Source organism: Peribacillus sp. B65, from assembly GCF_058513295.1.
In genome coordinates this window covers 4,818,789-4,837,395 of sequence record NZ_CP195840.1, presented here as the reverse complement: position 1 = coordinate 4,837,395, position 18,607 = coordinate 4,818,789, and the positions used below count along the sequence as shown (strand labels likewise).

The window sequence follows — 18,607 nt, the reverse complement described above, 5'->3', positions numbered from 1 at the left end:
AAAAAGAAGGGAAATAAAGTAAACAAACATTGATTTTTAATTATATGGGGGGAATTTATCATGAAGTTTTTTATTGATACTGCAAATCTTGAAGACATTAAAAAAGCATATAAAATAGGGATTTTGTCCGGTGTTACAACGAATCCGTCTTTGGTTGCTAAAGAGGGCATAAAATTCGAGGATCGGATTGAAGAAATTTGTCAAGTAGTACCTCATGTTGAATCTGTTTCTGCAGAAGTAACACCTGATGCTGTTACAGCTGAAGAAATGATAGCACAAGCAGAAGAACTCATTAAAATTAATGGTGGAGATGAGAAAGTAACAATCAAACTACCTATGACATTATCTGGTTTAGAGGCTTGTCGCTATCTTTCTAAAAAAGGTGTTAAAACCAACGTGACACTTATTTTCACTGTGAACCAAGCGCTTTTAGCTTCACGTGCTGGTGCCACATATGTTTCACCATTTTTGGGTCGTTTGGATGACATTTCGGAGGATGGAGTACAATTAGTGGAAAAAATTGCTGAATTATTCCTTATTCATAACTTTAATACACAAATTATTGCAGCATCTGTTCGACATCCAGATCATGTAACTCGTGTAGCGATGGCTGGTGCTCACATTGCGACGATTCCCTATTCAGTAATTGAGCAACTTTCTAAGCATCCACTAACGGATCAAGGAATCGAAAAATTTGCTTCTGATTGGGAAAAAGCTCTTAAAAGCTAAGATTATCTAAAATAAAAACGACTCTATGAGTAATACATGTTCTATGAAAAACTACCTAGATGAATACAGGTAGTTTTTTCGCTTTTTTCTCTTTAATATATATCTTATAAAAATCTAATTTGCATTAAGCTTTTTTAGAAAGTAATAATTAACCCTTCCGTTCGTAAGAGTACACTTTTACGAACTTTTTTTTTTGTTACTCAATAGACTCTCTTAAACAATGCTTTTGATTTTTCTTATGCAACTAACGGGGCAAGTTAGTTGACGAAGACCCGTTTGCTTTATGGTATAGTTTATTAAATTCAGTTTGTAGTTTATGGGGGAAATTTAGTGTCAAATAAGTTGAAATATGTAATGGGATTGTTTTTTGAAAAAAGAGAAAGTACTAAACGTACTAAACCATTTATTCTGATTAGTTATTTAATGAGGATATTAATGGGCTTAATTTTAATAGTAGTTATAATTAATGATTTTAATTTTAATTTCATTAAATATATAATTCTTTTATTAGGAATTGGTTCAATAATAGATGGATTTGAAAGTTTTTTAAAAAAGGAAAATAAGAGGCAAATGTTATTAGATTTTGGTATTGCTTTTATGTGGTTCGTAGTATTTTTGATATAGCATTTATAAGTGGTTCGTAATGTTTTTTATGGAACTAACGGGTGCGTTAGCCGAAGATCGGAGCTGTCCATAAGGCAGCTTTTTCTTATGGAACTAACGGGGCAGGATAGTTCATTAAGAACTACCCGTTTTTTTGATGAATACCTTGCATTATATAGTAATATAAAATATATTTATACCAAGAGGTGGATAATTTGGAAATTAATAAAGAAGTCTTAAAAGGGCATATAGACACTCTCATCCTTTCTCTTTTACATAAGAGGGATATGTACGGCTATGAATTAGCCAAAATTGTTCGAGAAAAGAGTGATGACCAATTTGAATTAAAAGAGGGTACGCTTTATCTGTCTTTAAAGAGATTAGAAAAGAATGAATGGATTTCTTCTTACTGGGGGGATGAGAAAGGACCAGGAGGAAGAAGAAAATATTACAAACTTACATCAATGGGTGAAGAAGGATTTAAAGAAAAGCGTTTGGAATGGGAATTTGTAAGAGATGTGATTGATTCGTTTTTGGATTGGGGGAGAAAAAATGAAAGAAATTGAAGCATTTGTTGATTCGGTTTATCAAAATGTTGGCGGAAATAAAAAAGAAATACAAGAATTAAAAGATGAAATGAAAGGTCATTTATTAGAGGCTGTTCACGAGTTGAAATTAGAAGGAAAGTCTGAACAAGAAGCAATTGAAATTTCCATTGAACGTTTCGGCGGAGAAAAAGAAATGCGTTCTATTGTTGGTCAGTTGTTTAAAGCACAAAGAACATTTGCAAAATGGGTACTTTATACAGCATTAACATTCCTTTTAATTAGTTTTATCGGATATGGTATTCTTATTCCACTTGAAAGGAATCAACAAAATGAGAGTTATCAATTTAGTTCACAAATCCTTGATAGTTTAGGTAATACAATAACCGAGCAAGCTAAAACGGATATTCAAAAAATTGTACAAGAAAATGAAAACATTACAGGAGTAACCATTAGTGCTGTTGAGGTTACCAATTATGGTAATGAGACATTTTATACTACTGTAAGCGAAGAACCAGAATATAGTTTTAGAGAAAAACCAATATTTAACCACTTTATTTCTTATCGAGCTGATGGTACAGGTAACGAAAATTGGGATGTCATGGTTGAATCAAAAGGTTATGTAGAAACAGCATATACTGCATTGTTTCTAAGTGTATGTATTTATTGGGTACTGTTTGCAATTTGGGCAATCATTAACGCTTATCATCATAGACGATTGAATGCTGGTTGGGTTATTGCTTTTGCTTTATTAAATGTTGTAGGGTATCTGTTTTTCCGTTTTATTGGAAAGGGGATAAAAAATGAAACAAATTGAAGAATACGTTCATTCGGTTTACCGAAATGTTGATGGAGATAAAGAAGAAATTCAGGAATTAAAAGAGGAAATGCAATCGCATTTATTAGAGGCTGCCCATGAGTTAAAAGAAAAGGGAGTATCAGAAGAAGAAGCGAGCAGAATGGCTATTGAAAACTTTGGAGATAAAAAACACATGATTAAAGGATTATCAGAATTTTTTAGTGTACAAAAGAGATTTGCTCGTTATATCTTATTATTTTCATTGGTTTCACTTGTGCTAGGAGCTATCATTTTTGTAAATACCTCCTTAGAAATATATAATTTCAAGGAAGAAAGAAGCATCATCATGAACGATGTGTTAACCATTGTAGGTGATGATGATGTGATTTCTGACTCCAAAAAAGAGGATATTCAAACTCTTTTCGACGAACATAAGGATCATTTGAATTATCTTGCAATATTTAACACAGAAGAGAACGCTCAATTAAAAGATTGGTTGAAAGAATTTAATATAACACAAAAACCTTCTACCACTTACCCCATTGAATATCAGTATGCAACATTTATGATAGAAGATCCGTATGAAATTTTTAATAAAGAAGGAATTGTTAGCGATGATTATGATTTAGGAACAGTGGCGAGTACAAAGGATAATTGGATTGTTCAATATGAATATAAGGATACCTACCAGAATGTTATTGAAGCAAATAATTCATGGGCATTAGGAGATTACATGGATATTTTTCAGCTGCCGATTTTGTTCTTTGTAGTGTTTGGGGTTCTAATTATTGTTTGGGGATTCTTAAAAAAATATCATAAAACATATTTAAAAGGACTTATAAACTGAATTTCTTAATGAACTAACGTCTTTTTATAAAGTAATCAAGAAGATTAAAAATATATGTTGTTCGAAAAAGGGGAGGGAGTAGATATTGCCTTCCCCTTTGTGTTTACAGATAAATTTTTATGACTGTATTGTTTATAATGTACTCGATTTTGTATCTCAAAACAGTTTAGTGATTGAATTGGTGCGGTTTTGAGTGGATTAATAACTCTATGTACTCAAATTCATGTCCCCAATGTACTTATCTTTGTGTCTTCGTACACCTTTGTTCAACAATTGGGCCAGATTGTTGAGTAACTCATTTTCAAAATAAATGGATATTTTAGAAGAGATTGTGAAGAAATGTACTTAAACTAAAGGGGCAGTTTTGTGAAGTTACTCAAATCTTATGAAATACGCATAAAAAAAACTTGGAATAAGACAATTAAATATTAATGAAATTTTTTCCTTAATATTTAATTCCAAGATGAACAAATAATAACGTTAAGAGGAGGTTGAAATTATGTTTGATGGAAAGAAGCATGATGAAAAATCAGAAGAAGGGATTATAGCATCAACATCTGGAATGATTGATAATCATGCAAACCGATATTCTGTAATGGAGGGCGGGATTACTCTTGACAGTAAAAAGGCTTTCCCTGCGGAAGATCAAGGTTTGATAAAAGGCGATTTAAAGCGAAGTCTAAACCTTGGTAACGCTTCCTACGCCGAAGGGCAGGGGACTACCGTAATTGAGAAAACAGAAGGAAGATCCATCGCTCGTATTGGAGAATATGCCCATGAGGAAGGGCAAAGAACCCAGGCCATTGGACAAGGTTCCCATGCTGAAGGAGGCTTTTCTCGTGCCACAAAAGCTTATTCTCATGCGGAAGGATACGCAACTCAAGCCGATGGTGTCGCCTCTCATGCTGAAGGGCAACAAACCACAGCCAATGGTTACGCCTCCCATGCTGAAGGGCAACAAACCACAGCCAGCGCAATTCGTGCCCACGCGGAAGGTGGAGTTACCTACGCGACTGCAGAGGCTTCTCATGCAGAAGGATCCGCTACTGTTGCTAGTGGAATCGCCTCCCATGCAGAAGGAGGAAATACGTTGGCTAATGGAGTCGGTTCCCATGCGGAAGGCCTAGGTTGGCTTATAAGCGATCAAGTAAAGCAAAATCAAGCCTTTGGTAACGCCTCCCACACCGAAGGGCAAGGGAATACTGCCAATGGGGAAGCTTCGCATACTGAAGGAAGAATCACGATGACAGGAAATGGGGCTGAAGCGGCTCACGCGGAAGGATTCGAAACCACCGCCAGTGGAGGTTTTTCCCATGCAGAAGGAAATAAAGTCGTTGCTAGTGGAATCGCCGCCCATGCAGAAGGAATAGGTACCAAAGCCGATCAAACTGCTGCCCATGCAGAAGGATCCTATACCAAATCCAGTGGAAATTCTTCCCATGCAGAGGGGTCCAATACCAATGCAAGTGGAAGGGGTTCCCATGCTGAAGGAATAGGTACCAAAGCCGATCAAACTGCTGCCCATGCAGAAGGATTCGGTACCACCGCTAGTGACATTTCCCATGCGGAAGGATGGTATACAGAAGCCACTGTACAGGAATCCCATGCGGAAGGATACCGTACTAAAGCCAGTAATATCGCTTCCCATGCGGAAGGATACGAGACCGCAGCGAGTGGAGATTCTTCTCATGCGGAAGGATATAAAACCGCTGCTAGTGGAATTGCTTCTCATGCAGAGGGTCAAGGATTTACAATACAGGATGAATTTAGGCTTTCTCAAGCCCGTGGTATGGCCTCCCACGCGGAAGGGGAAGGAAATACGTCTAATGGTGAAGCCTCGCATACCGAAGGAAGATTCACGACGACAGGCCCAGAGGCAGTAGCGGCCCACGCGGAAGGTGCCTTTACCCACGCCAGTGGAGGTTTTTCCCATGCGGAAGGAGGCTTAACAACTGCCAGTGGACTCGCATCGCATGCGGAAGGATATAAAACCATTGCCAGTGGGTCTGAGTCCCATGCGGAAGGAGATAATACAAATACAAATGGACTGTTTTGTGCCCATATCATGGGGCGTTGTGGGGATGCTACTGACGCACTTTCCTGGCATCTTGCAAACGGAACAAGTTCAACCAATAAATCCCTTGCGGCGAAGATTTTAAATAATGGAACCGGGATTGCGGATATGGGTTGGGTGATGGGCAATGCCGATTATGCTGAAATGTTTGAAACGGTTGACGGTCATCCCATTGACGTAGGTTACTTTGTGACATTTGATGGAGAAAAAATTCGAATGGCAAATGAAAAAGATGACTATATCCTTGGCATAATAAGTGCCAATCCAGCTGTAGTAGGAAACAGCGGAGAATTAAGATGGAAAGATAAATATGTAACTGATGAATGGGGTAGAGTCCAATCTCATGATGTTGTCATTCCAGCAGAAACCGAACGAGAAGGAAACATTATTATTGCAGAAAGGACAGAGCGGCAACCGATATTGAATCCTGACTGGGATCCTACAAAAGAATACCTTCCGCGTTCAGATAGACCAGAATGGGCTGCGGTTGGCTTACTGGGGCAATTGCTTGTTCGTGATGATGGAACATGTAAGGCCAATGGTTATTGCAGACCAAATAACCAAGGTATCGCGACAACAGCTTCTAATAATAAAGGATATCGCGTGATGAAACGTACAGCTAAAAATAAAATTATAGTTTTCTTTAATGGGAATAGTATTGTTTAAAGACTAAATTGTCAAAGAAATTTAATAGAAGTTTAATTAGATTTTTTAGCCCTTCGGAATATAACTTGAAGGGTTTTCTACATGTATAATACTCGATTGTTTATAAGCTATCGGGTAGCAGCGTTAATTCAATAAAAAGAAAAAGGATTAAGCTGGTCCTTCTTCTTTTGGTGAGAACAGATCCAAAATTCAAACGACTTTCTTCCTTATATCTAGATAAAGACGTTATCAATTTTGCTTGAAGCATTGAGGCTGAATTTGATATAGATTTGTATAAGAACCCTTATGATGATAATTTAGGTAACTAAAGAAGTATCCTTCTTCAAGTAACGGCAGTTTTCTTTAATAACGTTATTCCGCAATCGGGCGCGATTCTTGAATAAAGTTCGCTTTTCTTATAGAACTAACGGGTGCTTTACTTCAATAAGGGAGGTTGCTGAAGCAACCTTTTTGTTATGCAACTATCGGGGCAGGTTAGTTCATTAAGGGTTTGTTACTATTAAATTTATTTCCCGGAATGCCAATTCATACAGAATACCTATTAAATTGAAAGTGTCGTAGTTTTTATTATTTTAATTAGAAACAAAAACCAGCTAATATCTCGTTAAGATATTAGCTGGTTTTTGTAATGAACATCTAGGTGCGAAAAGACCGCAATTATTTTATTATCAGGTTGTTTTTCCATCAGAATCGATTTCCTTATGGTGTTTAATTAAGTCATCTATACTACGTCCAATATGGTGTGTCATAGTAATACGTGCTTCGTCTGGGGTACCTTTGCAAATAGCTTTAACAATATCTTGATGTTCAGAGATAGATCTTTTTATTTGTTGGGGTAACAACGCTGGTAAATGAGGAGGAAATCCATTCCATAGATAATTCAAAAAATTTTCTAGTCTTGAACTTCCTGATGCAGCCCAAATAGCTCTATGGAAGGATTCATTAGCTGATACATAACTTAAAACATCCATGGATAATGCTGCTTTTTCTGATTTTTCTAGTGCGAGTTTAATACCTTCAAACTCTTTACCCTTTAAGTTTGCCCGGGCAGCAGCCTCACCTTCAAGCATTCCACGTATCTCTAAATGATCTACGATATCTTCTATTGTTAAACCCTGAACAATAGCCCGCCTTTTTTGTATAGTCAATATTCCTTCACGGTCTAAAATCTGAAAGGCTTCCCTCACAGGCATTCTTGATGTACCAAGTTCTTCTGCAATTTTTTCTTGAGTAAGCTCTTGTCCCCGTTGTAGTTCACCAGTAAATATTGCTTTTCTTAGAATCTCAGCAACTTGATCACGTGCAGGTAATAGAGATGCTTGTTTCATTTTACATTCCTCCTAATAAAAAATTATAAGACATAAATGATAAAGAAAAGATACAGAATACAAAATTAAATTATTAGTACAAATAACCAAACAGTGCAATTGGTAATTTACCAATGAAGTTTAGGATCCAAAATAACAAATATATTTTAAGTTTATCTTAATTTTATTTCAATAGTAAGCATACTTTTCAATTTCCAAGTAAAAAAATAGATTGACAATTTAGAAAATATTTAATTATAATACAAGTGAGCTTTGGATCCAAAGTTACAAAACAGAGGTAGAAGGTGTTATTATGAATTTGGATTTAAATGAAGTAAAGGGTCTACGTGTAGGGATTATTGGATTTGGAGAGGTTGGTCAAGTTTTTGCAAAAGGACTCTTAGAAAAAACGAAACACGTGTTCATCTATGATATTTTATTAGAGAAAAATAAGAATTTAATAACAGAAAAAATTAACAATATCGGTGTCCAAGCTGTTGATGGAATTGAACAGATTGGAGAGTGCTGCACACTTATAATTTCGTTGGTGAATAGTTCTGCTTCGGAGGTGGTAGCAGCAGAAGTTGCCAAAGGGATAAGAAAAGGAACAGTATTTTTAGATCTTACAACAAGTACGCCTCTAGTAAAGTCAAATAGCGAAAAAATAATTGTTTCAAATGGCGGTATTTATGTTGACGCTTCCATAATGGGGACGGTAGCTACAGAACAGCAACAAGTTCCATTGTTGATTGCTGGGGAGCAATCAGTAAAAGTTCAGGCACTGTTGAACTCGCTAGGATTTAACTGCCAAGCAATAAATCACCCTAATGGAGGGGCAGCAAGCATTAAATTATTAAGAAGTATCTTTATGAAGGGTTTGGAAGCTCTAATCTTAGAAACAATGATAACTGCCAAAAATTACGGTGTATCAGATGAAGTCATGCAGAGCATTTCAAAAACAATAAATAATAATGACTTTACCACTTTTGCTAACGCCTTGATCACGACCCATGTAATTCATAAAAATCGTCGCTATAAAGAGGTTCTTGATAGCTGTAATTTAATAAAAGAAGCTGAACTTTCTCCTTTTGTTACTGAAGGAGTTATATCTTTCTTTTCAAATTCATTAAAAATGGATATAGACCAAGAAGTAATTCAATCAAATAATGTTACGCAAATTCTTGATCAATATTTATCTATGAATGTAGTGAGTCCTTAAAGCTAAAAACATTGAAGTAAAAAGAAATAAAATAGTTGAATTGATAAAAAATACAAGAAGGAAGAGGTTGAATGAATTGTCAAATGTAGGATTTCGAGTGGTTAAAAATATTGAGCGAGTTAACCAGAAAATCATTGAAGAATTTAAAGGGATTGCTACTCCCAATATAGGAGATGTTATGGGGCGAATGTTTGCGATGGACTACTCCATAAAAAGTATAAATAAACCTGGAATACATATTGCCGGAAGTGCATTTACTGTTAGATCACATCCCGGAGATAATTTACTAGTCCATAAGGCAATGGACTTGGCACATCCAGGAGATATAATTGTAGTTGATGCATGTGGAGATATGGGGAATGCAATTCTAGGTGAATTGATGTGTCATTATGCGAAAACAAAAGGAATTATAGGATATATTATCGATGGCCCTGTGAGAGACCTTTACGGAATTAGCGAAATGGGATACCCAGTATTCGCAAAAGGTGGTACTCCCCGTGGTCCTTATAAAGAAGGTCCCGGCGAAATTAATACAGTGATTAGTTGTGGAAATGTTCCTGTAAACCCGGGAGACATAATAGTTGCTGATGATGACGGCATTGTAGTTATTCCAAAAGAAGATGCTGAAAGCGTTCTTGAAAAAGCTAAAGACATCCAAGCAAAAGAAAAAATGGTGATTGACTCAATCTATAATGGAACATGGGAACGTAGTTGGGTTGATGAAACTTTACAGAAAAAAGGATGTCAAATTATTGATTGCGCACCTTTGTAAGCGATTACAGATTATTATTGGTTTTCAAGATTTTAAGTAAACATTGAGTTTTACTTTTTTAAGATAAAATAAAAGTAATAGGGAGTGCCCTTTTTTAGAAGGGGACCTCCTAAACGTAAACTTATCCTTATAATATTGCTTATGGCAGATTTTATAAGAATGTCTCTTTCCTAGACTAGTGCAAAAGTAAACAGAATCGGTTTTAATTTCATAACTAATAGAGTTAACATCATTCAATTGAATAAAATGAATGTTTGGAGGGGAAAGAGAATGAAACTACAGACAAATAACACACAAGTTCACACTAGTGAATTCGAGGCTAAAACTGTTAAAAAAATTCAATACCGCATTCTCCCATTTATTATTGTTTTATACTTTATTGCCATGCTAGATAGAACTAATCTAAGCTATGTAGCTTCTCATATGAATAAGGATTTAGGAATAACTAGTGCACAGTTTGGGATTGTAGCAGGAATTTTCTTCATTGGATATTTTTTGTTCGAGGTTCCAAGCAATATAATATTGAATAAAGTTGGGGCTCGTGTTTGGATAGCTCGTATTTTAATTACATGGGGGATTGTTGCTGCTGCAACTAGTTTAGTTCAAGATGTAACACATCTTTATATCCTCCGATTTATTCTTGGAATTATGGAAGCAGGGTTTTTCCCAGGAATAATTTTATATTTAACTTTTTGGTTTCGTAAAGAAGATCGAGCAAAAGTAATATCTTTATTTATGCTTGGTCTCCCTCTCGCTTATATTTTTGGAGCACCTGTTTCAGGCTTAATTCTTGATCATATACATTGGATGGGCATCTCTAGTTGGCGTTGGATGTTTTTTCTTGAAGGAATACCTGCTGTTTTATTAGGTATATGCACCTTTGTTTTTCTTACTGAGAAACCAGAAAATGCTAAATGGCTAACCGATAAAGAAAAGGCTTGGTTACACAATGAACTAGAAAGTGAAAAACAAAGCGTTACAAATAAATACAGTAATTCAACAGCCAAGACTATATTTTCCCCTATGATTTGGTTACTAGCAATTGTTTATTTTAGTAAAACCCTCGCTATTTATGGTGTTGGATTCTTTGCACCACAAATTATTGATTCATTTACTGATGGATTATCAAGCACTGCCGTTGGATTTATCACAGCCATACCATATATTTTTGCTAGTATTGTCATGATAATATGGGGGCGCCATTCAGATAAAACAAAAGAACGTCGTTGGCACATAGCTATCCCTATAGGAATCTGTGCTTTAGCTCTTATTGCTTTTGGATTTACATCCAATCCAATTGTTGTAATTGCATTGTTGTGTATAATCAATGGAGCTACTTTCAGTCTATATGGACCATTTTGGACTTTACCATCTCTTTTTTTAACAGGCACATCTGCAGCAGCTGGGATTGCAGCGATTAATTCAATTGCAAATCTTGGTGGTTTTGTAGGACCATATGCCATTGGTGCAATAAATGATGCTACGGGTAGTGTATATGGGGGACTGGTTATAATAGCTGTAGTTTGTATTATCGCATTTATAATTATTCTAAATCTTCGCTTTGATAAACAAGAGGCGAATAACAATGAAGAAACCTCATTAAAAGATGAAGATAAATTGCAATCAAGATAATATAAAAATGGTCCTCGAATGATTAAAATAAAAAAGGCATAAACTTCATGCCTTTTTTGTTTTAATCAGATATATAATCTAACTGACTTTTATAATTATCAGTTTGATAACCAAAAAAATTAAAAAAGCCTTAGTGGCGAACATTGGAGAGATTGCTCTTGTGCTGTTATCAAGCCTTAATGAACTAACGGGTGCGTTAGTTGATTAATGATCTTCAACAATTGGGCGCTATTATTGAATAAACCTTAGATTTTTAAATGACTTTATTTTAATATTTTTGATTACAGTGAAGTATCTTATATCCAAAATTAAACAACTATATTTTAACCCCGTCTTAAATTTAGAACGGGGTTATGCTTTTTTTAGGTTTTAAAATTAAATTACTTTATTGTCTTTTTACAGGATTTCCATTCTTTCGTGGTTCGCTTCATATATTCGAATATAATTTTGGGGGTGGTCAAAAAGTTTCCCATCTTTTTCAACCATCCATAAAGCCATCCTTTAGCAGAAAAGAATCTTAACAAAAATGCTTATCAATCTTTATCTTAGATTTATAGCATTTTTAATTGTTTCATATTTCGACAGCGTTTTCATTTGTTGTCCTTTATAATTTTAGAAAAGATCAAGAGATATTAAAGTGGATTAAACAAGCGCTAGTATCACAATCTATCAGTTTATTAAAAAGCATCATAACTCAATTTGGCGGAGGGATATGAGTGAGTGTAAACATCGGAGTACAGCCGATTGAAAATTATGCTAAATTAGAAGATAAAGTTTTAGTAAAGATGGTTCATAGTGGAGATAGCGAGTCATTGGCTTTTTTAATTAATAAATATCAGAATTTTGTTCGCGCGAAGACAAGACCATATTTTTTAGTTGGTGCAGATAAAGAAGATCTTGTTCAAGAGGGAATGATTGGTCTATATAAAGCTATTCGTGACTTTAGAGAGGACAAGGTGGCCTCTTTTAAAGCTTTTGCTGAACTTTGTATCACTAGACAGATTATAACCGCGATCAAAACGGCTACTCGTCAAAAGCATGTACCTCTAAACTCGTATGTTTCTCTGGATAAGCCTCTTTATGATGAAGAATCAAACTATACGCTTATGGATAGGATATCCGGAGAAAAAATAACGAATCCGGAAGCATTGTTCATTAACCAAGAAAAAGCTAATGATATAGAACTTAAAATAGCAGAATTGCTTAGTGATTTGGAAAGAAGTGTGTTGACCTTATATATGGATGGACAATCATATGTGGAAATTTCTGAAGAACTAAACACGCATGTAAAGTCCATTGATAATGCTCTCCAGCGAGTAAAAAGAAAACTTGAACGGCAACTGGCGATAAGGGTGGCTATCTGATTATTTCATTTGAATTTTCTGAATTGGTATATAGTCCCGTTTATTTTTGTGAAAATGATTTCAACCTGCTGAGGTAACGTTTTTCTTATGGCACTAACGCGTGCGTTAGCTGAAGATCGGAGCTGTCTTTAAGACAGCTTTTTCTTATGCAACTAACGGGGCAGGTTAGTTGAAGAGTGGTGTTTAACTTGTGTTCAACAATCGGGACATTTAACGGAGTAAGAATCTAAAATGAATTGAGATGATTTTCTAGAGGAATAGGCAGCAGAACTTCAATGGAATTCTTCTGCTTACAATACTTTCTATTATTATTTTTGTTGCAAATACAACAAAGTTATATTAGATTTAATACAGGTATTCTATTGCATTGCAACAAAAAATTAGAGGTGAAATTTTATGAGTTTGAATTTAAAAAAATTTGACGAGTTAACAAATATTGAACTATACAATCTTTTAAAAGAAAGAACCTTAGTTTTTGTGGTTGAACAAAATTGTCCTTATCTAGAAGTTGATGGTAAAGATCCTTTTTCATATCATCTTTTTAAAGAAGACAATGGAGAAATCATTGCATATTTAAGGATTGTACCTGCAGGTGTTACTTATCAAGAAATTTCTATTGGAAGAGTCTTTGTAAAGAAAGAATACAGGGGACAAGGAATTGCAGAGGAACTTTTAAAAAAAGGGCTAGATTTTATCCAAAACGAATTAAAAGAAACAAATGTTAAAATTCAAGCCCAAGATTATTTAAGAAAATTCTATAGTTCCTTTGGTTTTCAAACTATATCCGAAACATATTTAGAAGATAATATCCCTCACGTCGATATGCTTTTACAAAGATAACACACTCGTCATTATCGCTTAGGGATTGGAGTTATATTAAGGTCTTATGGAACTAACGGGTGCGTTAGCTGAAGATCAGAGCTGTCTTAAGGCAGCTTTTTCTTCTTTAACTAACAGGTGTTATTGTTTAATGAAAACTCTACTAATCTAGTATAATAGTTCTTCTTTTGACTATACTGTCTATTAATATGGTATAGATTGGAGAGAAACAGGTATGATCTTAACTGATGTATGGGGTTTATATAAGGCAGATAAGCAAATCCAAGGTTATTCTCAACAAACATTAAAGGCCTATTATGTCCAATTTAACTTGTTGGTGAATAGTTTTGGAAATATATCCATTCAAGAACTTTCAACTAATTCTCTTAAAGTTTATCTGGGAAAAGCAGCTGAAAAGCTTAAGCCATCCAGTCTGGGTCACAGAATTCGATTTATTAAATCTTTATTTAGATGGGCTCAGGATGAAAATTTAATTAATGGAAATCCTGCTTCCAAAATCAAGGAACCAAAATTAGAATTAAGGGTACCAAAATACTTGTCTGAAGAGGAAATTGAACATTTGCGGGAAGCTTGTCATACATCATTCGAAAATGCTTTATTTGAGTTTATGTATTCAACAGGATGTAGAATTGGTGAAGCAATAACTCTAGATAGGGCCTCAATCAATTTCTCTAATCAATCAGCAATCGTTTTAGGTAAAGGGCGTAAAGAACGAGAAGTATATTTCAATACTCGTTGTGAAATATGGTTGAAGCGATATTTAAGTGAGCGAAAAGATCATGAGGAAGCACTATTTGTGACAACACGCGCACCCCATCGAATGAGTATTTCTCAAGCGAGAAACATTATAAAACTGGTAGCAAAGAGAACGGACATTAAAAAGAGCATTCATCCCCACCAGCTTAGACATAGTTATGCCACAAATTTATTGAATAATGGAGCGCCTCTAGAAGTGATTCAAAATTTAATGGGTCATGAAAAAAGTGAAACCACAAAAATATATGCATATCTAAGTGGTGCAATGCGGAGAGACTTGTATAGAAAGTATTTTTAAGGGACCAAGGTCCTTTTTATTTTGTTCTTAATAAACTATCGGGTGCTTTAGCTGAAGATCGGAGCTGTCTTTAAACGCAGCTTTTTCTTTATGGAACTATCGGGACAGGATAGTTCCATAAGGATATTAATATTAGATCTAACGAGGAACTTATTTCTAAAACAACTTATAAACATCAGTTCTATAAAAACAAAAAGATCTCTAATCTAAACTTTTAGAGATTTTTTTATGCAAAAGCACAACTTTTATTTAATTATTACGTCTAAGTATTGAATTTAAGAAAAGGAGGGGTGGAAACTTGTCGGAGTACATAAAAGTAGAAATTGCAGATTGGTATGACCAACATAGTAAATCTATTTTAAGCTTTATTTTATTGATGGTTAAGGATTATCAACAAGCAGAGGATTTGACCCATGATACCTTTGTAAAAGCGTACTTATATTATAATTCATTTAATCAGCATTCCAGTGAAAGAACATGGCTATTCAGTATTGCTCACAACTTAACGGTGGATTTTTTAAGAAAACGTAAACCCAGCAGGTTCTTTAAAGAAGTATTTCTTTTGCAAAAGGATAATAACTCATTGCCTGAAGAAATGATTCGAATAAAAGAGGAATCATCTGAACTATATAAAGCGTTAGGGGAAATCAAAGATACATATCGAATGGTGATCGTTTTAAGAAAAATCAAAGGTTTTTCTATTGAGGATACAGCAAAGATATTGAGTTGGTCTGAGAGTAAAGTTAAATCGACTCTTTTTAGAGCTATTCCAGCATTAAAAAAACAACTAATAAAGGAGGGGTATTTGGATGAAAAAACAATATGAAGATACTGATTTAGATATCTCCTTAAAGAAGTTAAATGCCGATCTACTGTGGAAAACAAAGAAAAAACAAAAACTGAAAAAACGAATCATTTCTGATATTGAAAAGTTGGAGTCCCGAGAGAGAAGTAAAATTCCCCTCCTATCAACTAGTATTAAAAAAGTAAGTTTGATAAGGAAAATTACAAACTCTGGTATCGCGTTAATCATATTATTGGGTTTATTTATTGGCTCAGCTTTTATTTCTCCTGCAATGGCAGAGGTTGTGTCAAAAGTCTCTTTCATAAATCAAATTGTGCAAAGCTTGAAGGAAACGGATGACAGGAAAGGAAAGCTAGATGCTTTATATGACGAGATATCTAAAAAGTTAAACGAGAATAAGGAGTATAAAGGAAAAGTAGAAGTTGGAATGTCATGGCTTTTTTCCTCTGAGCCCCCTTCATTCACTGTTTGGGTAGAGGATGAAGATTTTAAACAAGAACATGGGGATGAAATTAAAGATATTATTTTTAAATGCGCTAAGTCTTATAAAATTGATGAAGTTGAGGTTGTATTAGAAGTACGGGATAATGTTGAACCAAGTGAAAAAAATAAAGAATTAGAGAAACTTACAGATGAACTACTTACAATAACCCAAGATGTTGTAGAAGAAAAGGGTTATACCATTTTAGCTAGTGGAGTAACTACGAACCCCAAAAAGGTTTCCGTTAAAGTGGGGATTGAAGGAACAGAGCAACATTACAAAGAAGTGAAGAATCAAATAGAAAAACATGTACATGATGTCATATATGCAAAAAAGCATGAGAAGTTTGAAGTTGAAGTCAAAAGAGAAAGTGAAGACGAAATTAAGGGTCAGAATTGGCAGCCTATTTTTACAGCAGTCATGGAAGAAACACATAAAAAGTTTAAAGAAACAAATGGTTTTGCCTACTCCTTTCATCCAAAACCTCTTGAAATCATTTTAAAGACTTCATTATCCAAAGGAGAGGAGACTGAAGAGCAAGCTGAAAGAATTGAAGAGTATGCAAGACAGGTAGTTGAAGTAAAAAGGAAGGAATTATCCGTTGAAGCAATACCATATAAAATCATTATACGAGATAAAGATCATAAGAAATTGTATGAGAAATTGCACAATTAAAATATATTGCTTCTTCAACTAACAGGTACTTTACTTCTCTATGGAGCTGGAAACAGCTCCATAGAGAAATAAAGGGGCAGGATAGTTTAAGTACACTTTTTAACAATGTTACTAAAAAAGCCCTGTTTAACAGGGCAATTCTTGACTAACTATTATTTAATTTGTTTTATTCCTCATCTATTGTTTTGTAACATAATTCATCCAAAACCCGCCATCATTCAATTTATCTATTTCTTTTAAATAAAAATTTAATGGTCCTGAATTTGGGAGATGAGAGCTAGATTCAAAAAGTGTCAAAGAGTTAGTTGAACCATCAGCTATTGGGACTAAGACCAAACTTAACTCATCAATTAAACCCTCATTTAGAAACGCTCCGTTTAAAACGCCCCCGCCTTCCAACATTATTTTGTCGATTGAAAATAATTTTTTAAACTTTTGAACTACTACCATAAAATCTAATTGTTCTTTTCCACCGAAAATATACGAAATACCTATTTTTTGTAAATAAGCAAGATAAGCATCAGAGACTAGCTCTGTAAGAACTTCTACTATATGATCTTCTGTCCTATTCTCGCTCCATTCTGAAATGTAGTTTTTTGTCCATCCTAATTTCCCAGAAGGGTCTACTGCAATTGCATAAGTTTTAGCATCTGTAGTTGCTACATAATCAGTTCTTGGTATTGACGGAATGTTTTCATGTGTTAAATCTAATTTATGTCCAAAGGTAAAGTTTTCCTCCATGGTAATCCTGCCACACATCCATGCTTTGCATCCGTAACGTTCATGAATTTTTTCATACTCGTCAATAAAATATTGGGTACGTTCTTCTTCCAAATAATCCCCAATTATTTTCCCATCCAATGATGTCAGCATGTGGCATATTATATATGGTCTTTCCAAAGTATTCCTCCTTTCTATAAGAACACATCATAATCCTAGGATTGATATAAAAAATGCCCTGAATAACAGGGCATTTTCTATCCTCAACTATTATTTTACTTTACTGTATTCCTCATCTGTTACTGGTTCCAACCATTCCGGTGTACCTGCAGTGATTGCAATGTGTTCAAACCAGCTATCTTTTGTAGCACCATGCCAGTGTTTTACACCATCGTGGGTGACAATAACATCTCCAGCTTTTAAGAATTGAGCAGGTTTACCTTCTTCTTGGTACCAACCTTCGCCACCAGTTACTAATAAAAGTTGGAATCCATCACGATGAATATGCCAGTTATTTCTGCATCCTGGTTCAAAGGTCACATTCCCTACACCAACACTCACTTTAGGGTCAGCAATTAATGATTTAAGATAACTTTGTCCCACGAAATATTCTGCATATGCTTCATTTTTCTCACCCACTGGGAAAATGACGCCATTTTTTACTTCTTCATGTTTTGCCATTTTAACTCCTCCATGAAACTATATTTTTTATTATTAACCTACTTGAACTGTGGGGCGTATAATCATTTCATTAATTCCTACATCAGATGGTTGTTCAATTGCAAAGGCTATTGCACGAGCGATACGGTCAGAATCGATGGCAGCTTTGTAAAATTCATCTAATCCTGCTTTCATTGCTGGGTCTGTTGTAGTTTCTAACAATTCGCTTGTAACAGCTCCAGGAGAGATATTTGTTACACGGATATCCGTGCCACTCATTGCTTCTTCTTGGCGTAAACCTTCAGAAATGGCTTTTACAGCAAATTTAGTACCACAATATACCGTTCCACCAGGGTAGATGTTATGTCCAGCTACAGAAGAAAGATTAATAACGTGACCTGATTTGCGTTCTCTCATAGATGGAACGATAGCAGCGATAGCATACAATACACCTTTGACGTTAACATCAATCATCATATCCCATTCATCCACTTTATTTTCTGCAAGAAAAGCTTGTGGCATGATTCCAGCATTGTTGACTAGCACATCAATTTTTCCAAACTCATTAAGAGCATATGCAGCGAGTTCTTCCATCTGTTGACGAGAAGTAACATCTGTTACTTTATAAATAGCTTGTCCACCATTGTTTTTAATTTCATCTTGTAATTTCTTTAAACGATCTTCACGACGAGCTGCAAGTACCAACTTTGCACCTTTAGAGGCAAGTTCTTTTGCAGTAGCTTCTCCAATCCCAGAAGAAGCACCTGTAATAATGACAACTTTATCTTGAATATTTGACATAATAAATAACACCC

18 protein-coding genes are annotated in these 18,607 nt (G+C 35.0%); 14 read left to right on the top strand and 4 right to left on the bottom strand.

Translation table 11 applies throughout. The features are described 5' to 3' along the window. The first annotated feature begins 60 nt into the window (after positions 1-60). The 6 genes from fsa to ACSR9O_RS23650 all read left to right on the top strand — a co-directional run bounded on the left by fsa (position 61) and on the right by ACSR9O_RS23650 (position 6,263). Positions 61-729 carry a fructose-6-phosphate aldolase gene (fsa, locus tag ACSR9O_RS23675; RefSeq protein WP_260356691.1) on the top strand — a complete coding sequence of 223 codons (669 nt, stop codon included), beginning with the start codon at positions 61-63 and terminating at the stop codon, positions 727-729. Between the two features lie 330 nt (positions 730-1,059). Beyond that, positions 1,060-1,353 (top strand): hypothetical protein, encoded by a 294-nt coding sequence (locus ACSR9O_RS23670; RefSeq protein WP_260356692.1) that lies wholly within the window; start codon positions 1,060-1,062, stop codon positions 1,351-1,353. A 194-nt stretch (positions 1,354-1,547) separates the two neighbouring features. Further along, the gene (locus tag ACSR9O_RS23665; protein ID WP_098865994.1) at positions 1,548-1,898 is read left to right on the top strand and encodes a PadR family transcriptional regulator; all 351 of its coding nucleotides are present in this window, start codon (positions 1,548-1,550) and stop codon (positions 1,896-1,898) included. Beyond that, positions 1,885-2,694, top strand: a complete 810-nt coding sequence (locus ACSR9O_RS23660) for a permease prefix domain 1-containing protein (protein ID WP_268938218.1) — start codon at positions 1,885-1,887, stop codon at positions 2,692-2,694. The genes ACSR9O_RS23665 and ACSR9O_RS23660 overlap by 14 nt, the downstream gene beginning before the upstream one ends. Continuing rightward, a complete protein-coding gene (locus ACSR9O_RS23655) occupies positions 2,681-3,523 on the top strand; it encodes a permease prefix domain 1-containing protein (RefSeq protein WP_106028698.1) in 843 nt (280 codons plus the stop codon). Before ACSR9O_RS23660 ends, ACSR9O_RS23655 begins: the two co-directional genes overlap by 14 nt. Positions 3,524-4,022: 499 nt before the next feature. Beyond that, positions 4,023-6,263 carry a peptidase G2 autoproteolytic cleavage domain-containing protein gene (locus tag ACSR9O_RS23650; protein WP_491725210.1) on the top strand — a complete coding sequence of 747 codons (2,241 nt, stop codon included), beginning with the start codon at positions 4,023-4,025 and terminating at the stop codon, positions 6,261-6,263. A gap of 668 nt (positions 6,264-6,931) precedes the next feature. Here ACSR9O_RS23650 and ACSR9O_RS23645 read toward each other — a convergent pair. Continuing rightward, on the bottom strand, positions 6,932-7,591 hold the full coding sequence (locus ACSR9O_RS23645; protein ID WP_063576579.1) for a GntR family transcriptional regulator: 660 nt from the start codon (positions 7,589-7,591) through the stop codon (positions 6,932-6,934). Between the two features lie 292 nt (positions 7,592-7,883). On the opposite strand from ACSR9O_RS23645, the gene ACSR9O_RS23640 reads away from it, so the two are divergent. The 8 genes from ACSR9O_RS23640 to ACSR9O_RS23605 all read left to right on the top strand — a co-directional run bounded on the left by ACSR9O_RS23640 (position 7,884) and on the right by ACSR9O_RS23605 (position 16,412). Beyond that, positions 7,884-8,789 (top strand): NAD(P)-dependent oxidoreductase, encoded by a 906-nt coding sequence (locus tag ACSR9O_RS23640; protein WP_491725209.1) that lies wholly within the window; start codon positions 7,884-7,886, stop codon positions 8,787-8,789. A 67-nt stretch (positions 8,790-8,856) separates the two neighbouring features. Next, positions 8,857-9,561 carry an RraA family protein gene (locus ACSR9O_RS23635; RefSeq protein ID WP_491725208.1) on the top strand — a complete coding sequence of 235 codons (705 nt, stop codon included), beginning with the start codon at positions 8,857-8,859 and terminating at the stop codon, positions 9,559-9,561. Between the two features lie 270 nt (positions 9,562-9,831). Further along, positions 9,832-11,193: an MFS transporter gene (locus ACSR9O_RS23630; RefSeq protein ID WP_491725207.1), complete on the top strand. Its 1,362-nt coding sequence runs from the start codon at positions 9,832-9,834 to the stop codon at positions 11,191-11,193. Positions 11,194-11,909: 716 nt separating this feature from the next. Further along, positions 11,910-12,557 (top strand): RNA polymerase sporulation sigma factor SigH, encoded by a 648-nt coding sequence (sigH, locus tag ACSR9O_RS23625; RefSeq protein WP_202187501.1) that lies wholly within the window; start codon positions 11,910-11,912, stop codon positions 12,555-12,557. 396 nt (positions 12,558-12,953) lie between these two features. Beyond that, positions 12,954-13,397, top strand: coding sequence for a GNAT family N-acetyltransferase (locus ACSR9O_RS23620; protein WP_491725206.1), 444 nt, complete (start codon positions 12,954-12,956; stop codon positions 13,395-13,397). Positions 13,398-13,611: 214 nt separating this feature from the next. Continuing rightward, positions 13,612-14,451 (top strand): tyrosine-type recombinase/integrase, encoded by an 840-nt coding sequence (locus ACSR9O_RS23615; protein ID WP_491725205.1) that lies wholly within the window; start codon positions 13,612-13,614, stop codon positions 14,449-14,451. Positions 14,452-14,749: 298 nt separating this feature from the next. Beyond that, complete coding sequence (locus ACSR9O_RS23610) at positions 14,750-15,277, top strand: RNA polymerase sigma factor (RefSeq protein ID WP_202190668.1); 528 nt, start codon at positions 14,750-14,752, stop codon at positions 15,275-15,277. Continuing rightward, positions 15,261-16,412 carry a DUF4179 domain-containing protein gene (locus ACSR9O_RS23605; protein ID WP_491725204.1) on the top strand — a complete coding sequence of 384 codons (1,152 nt, stop codon included), beginning with the start codon at positions 15,261-15,263 and terminating at the stop codon, positions 16,410-16,412. Before ACSR9O_RS23610 ends, ACSR9O_RS23605 begins: the two co-directional genes overlap by 17 nt. A gap of 177 nt (positions 16,413-16,589) precedes the next feature. Here the strand turns inward: ACSR9O_RS23605 and ACSR9O_RS23600 are convergent, their stop codons facing one another. From ACSR9O_RS23600 to ACSR9O_RS23590, 3 genes are all read right to left on the bottom strand, one after another. After that, positions 16,590-17,312 carry a dihydrofolate reductase family protein gene (locus tag ACSR9O_RS23600; RefSeq protein WP_260356698.1) on the bottom strand — a complete coding sequence of 241 codons (723 nt, stop codon included), beginning with the start codon at positions 17,310-17,312 and terminating at the stop codon, positions 16,590-16,592. A gap of 90 nt (positions 17,313-17,402) precedes the next feature. After that, positions 17,403-17,813: a cupin domain-containing protein gene (locus ACSR9O_RS23595; protein WP_260356699.1), complete on the bottom strand. Its 411-nt coding sequence runs from the start codon at positions 17,811-17,813 to the stop codon at positions 17,403-17,405. A gap of 33 nt (positions 17,814-17,846) precedes the next feature. Next, complete coding sequence (locus ACSR9O_RS23590) at positions 17,847-18,593, bottom strand: SDR family oxidoreductase (protein WP_260356700.1); 747 nt, start codon at positions 18,591-18,593, stop codon at positions 17,847-17,849. Positions 18,594-18,607 lie beyond the last annotated feature (14 nt).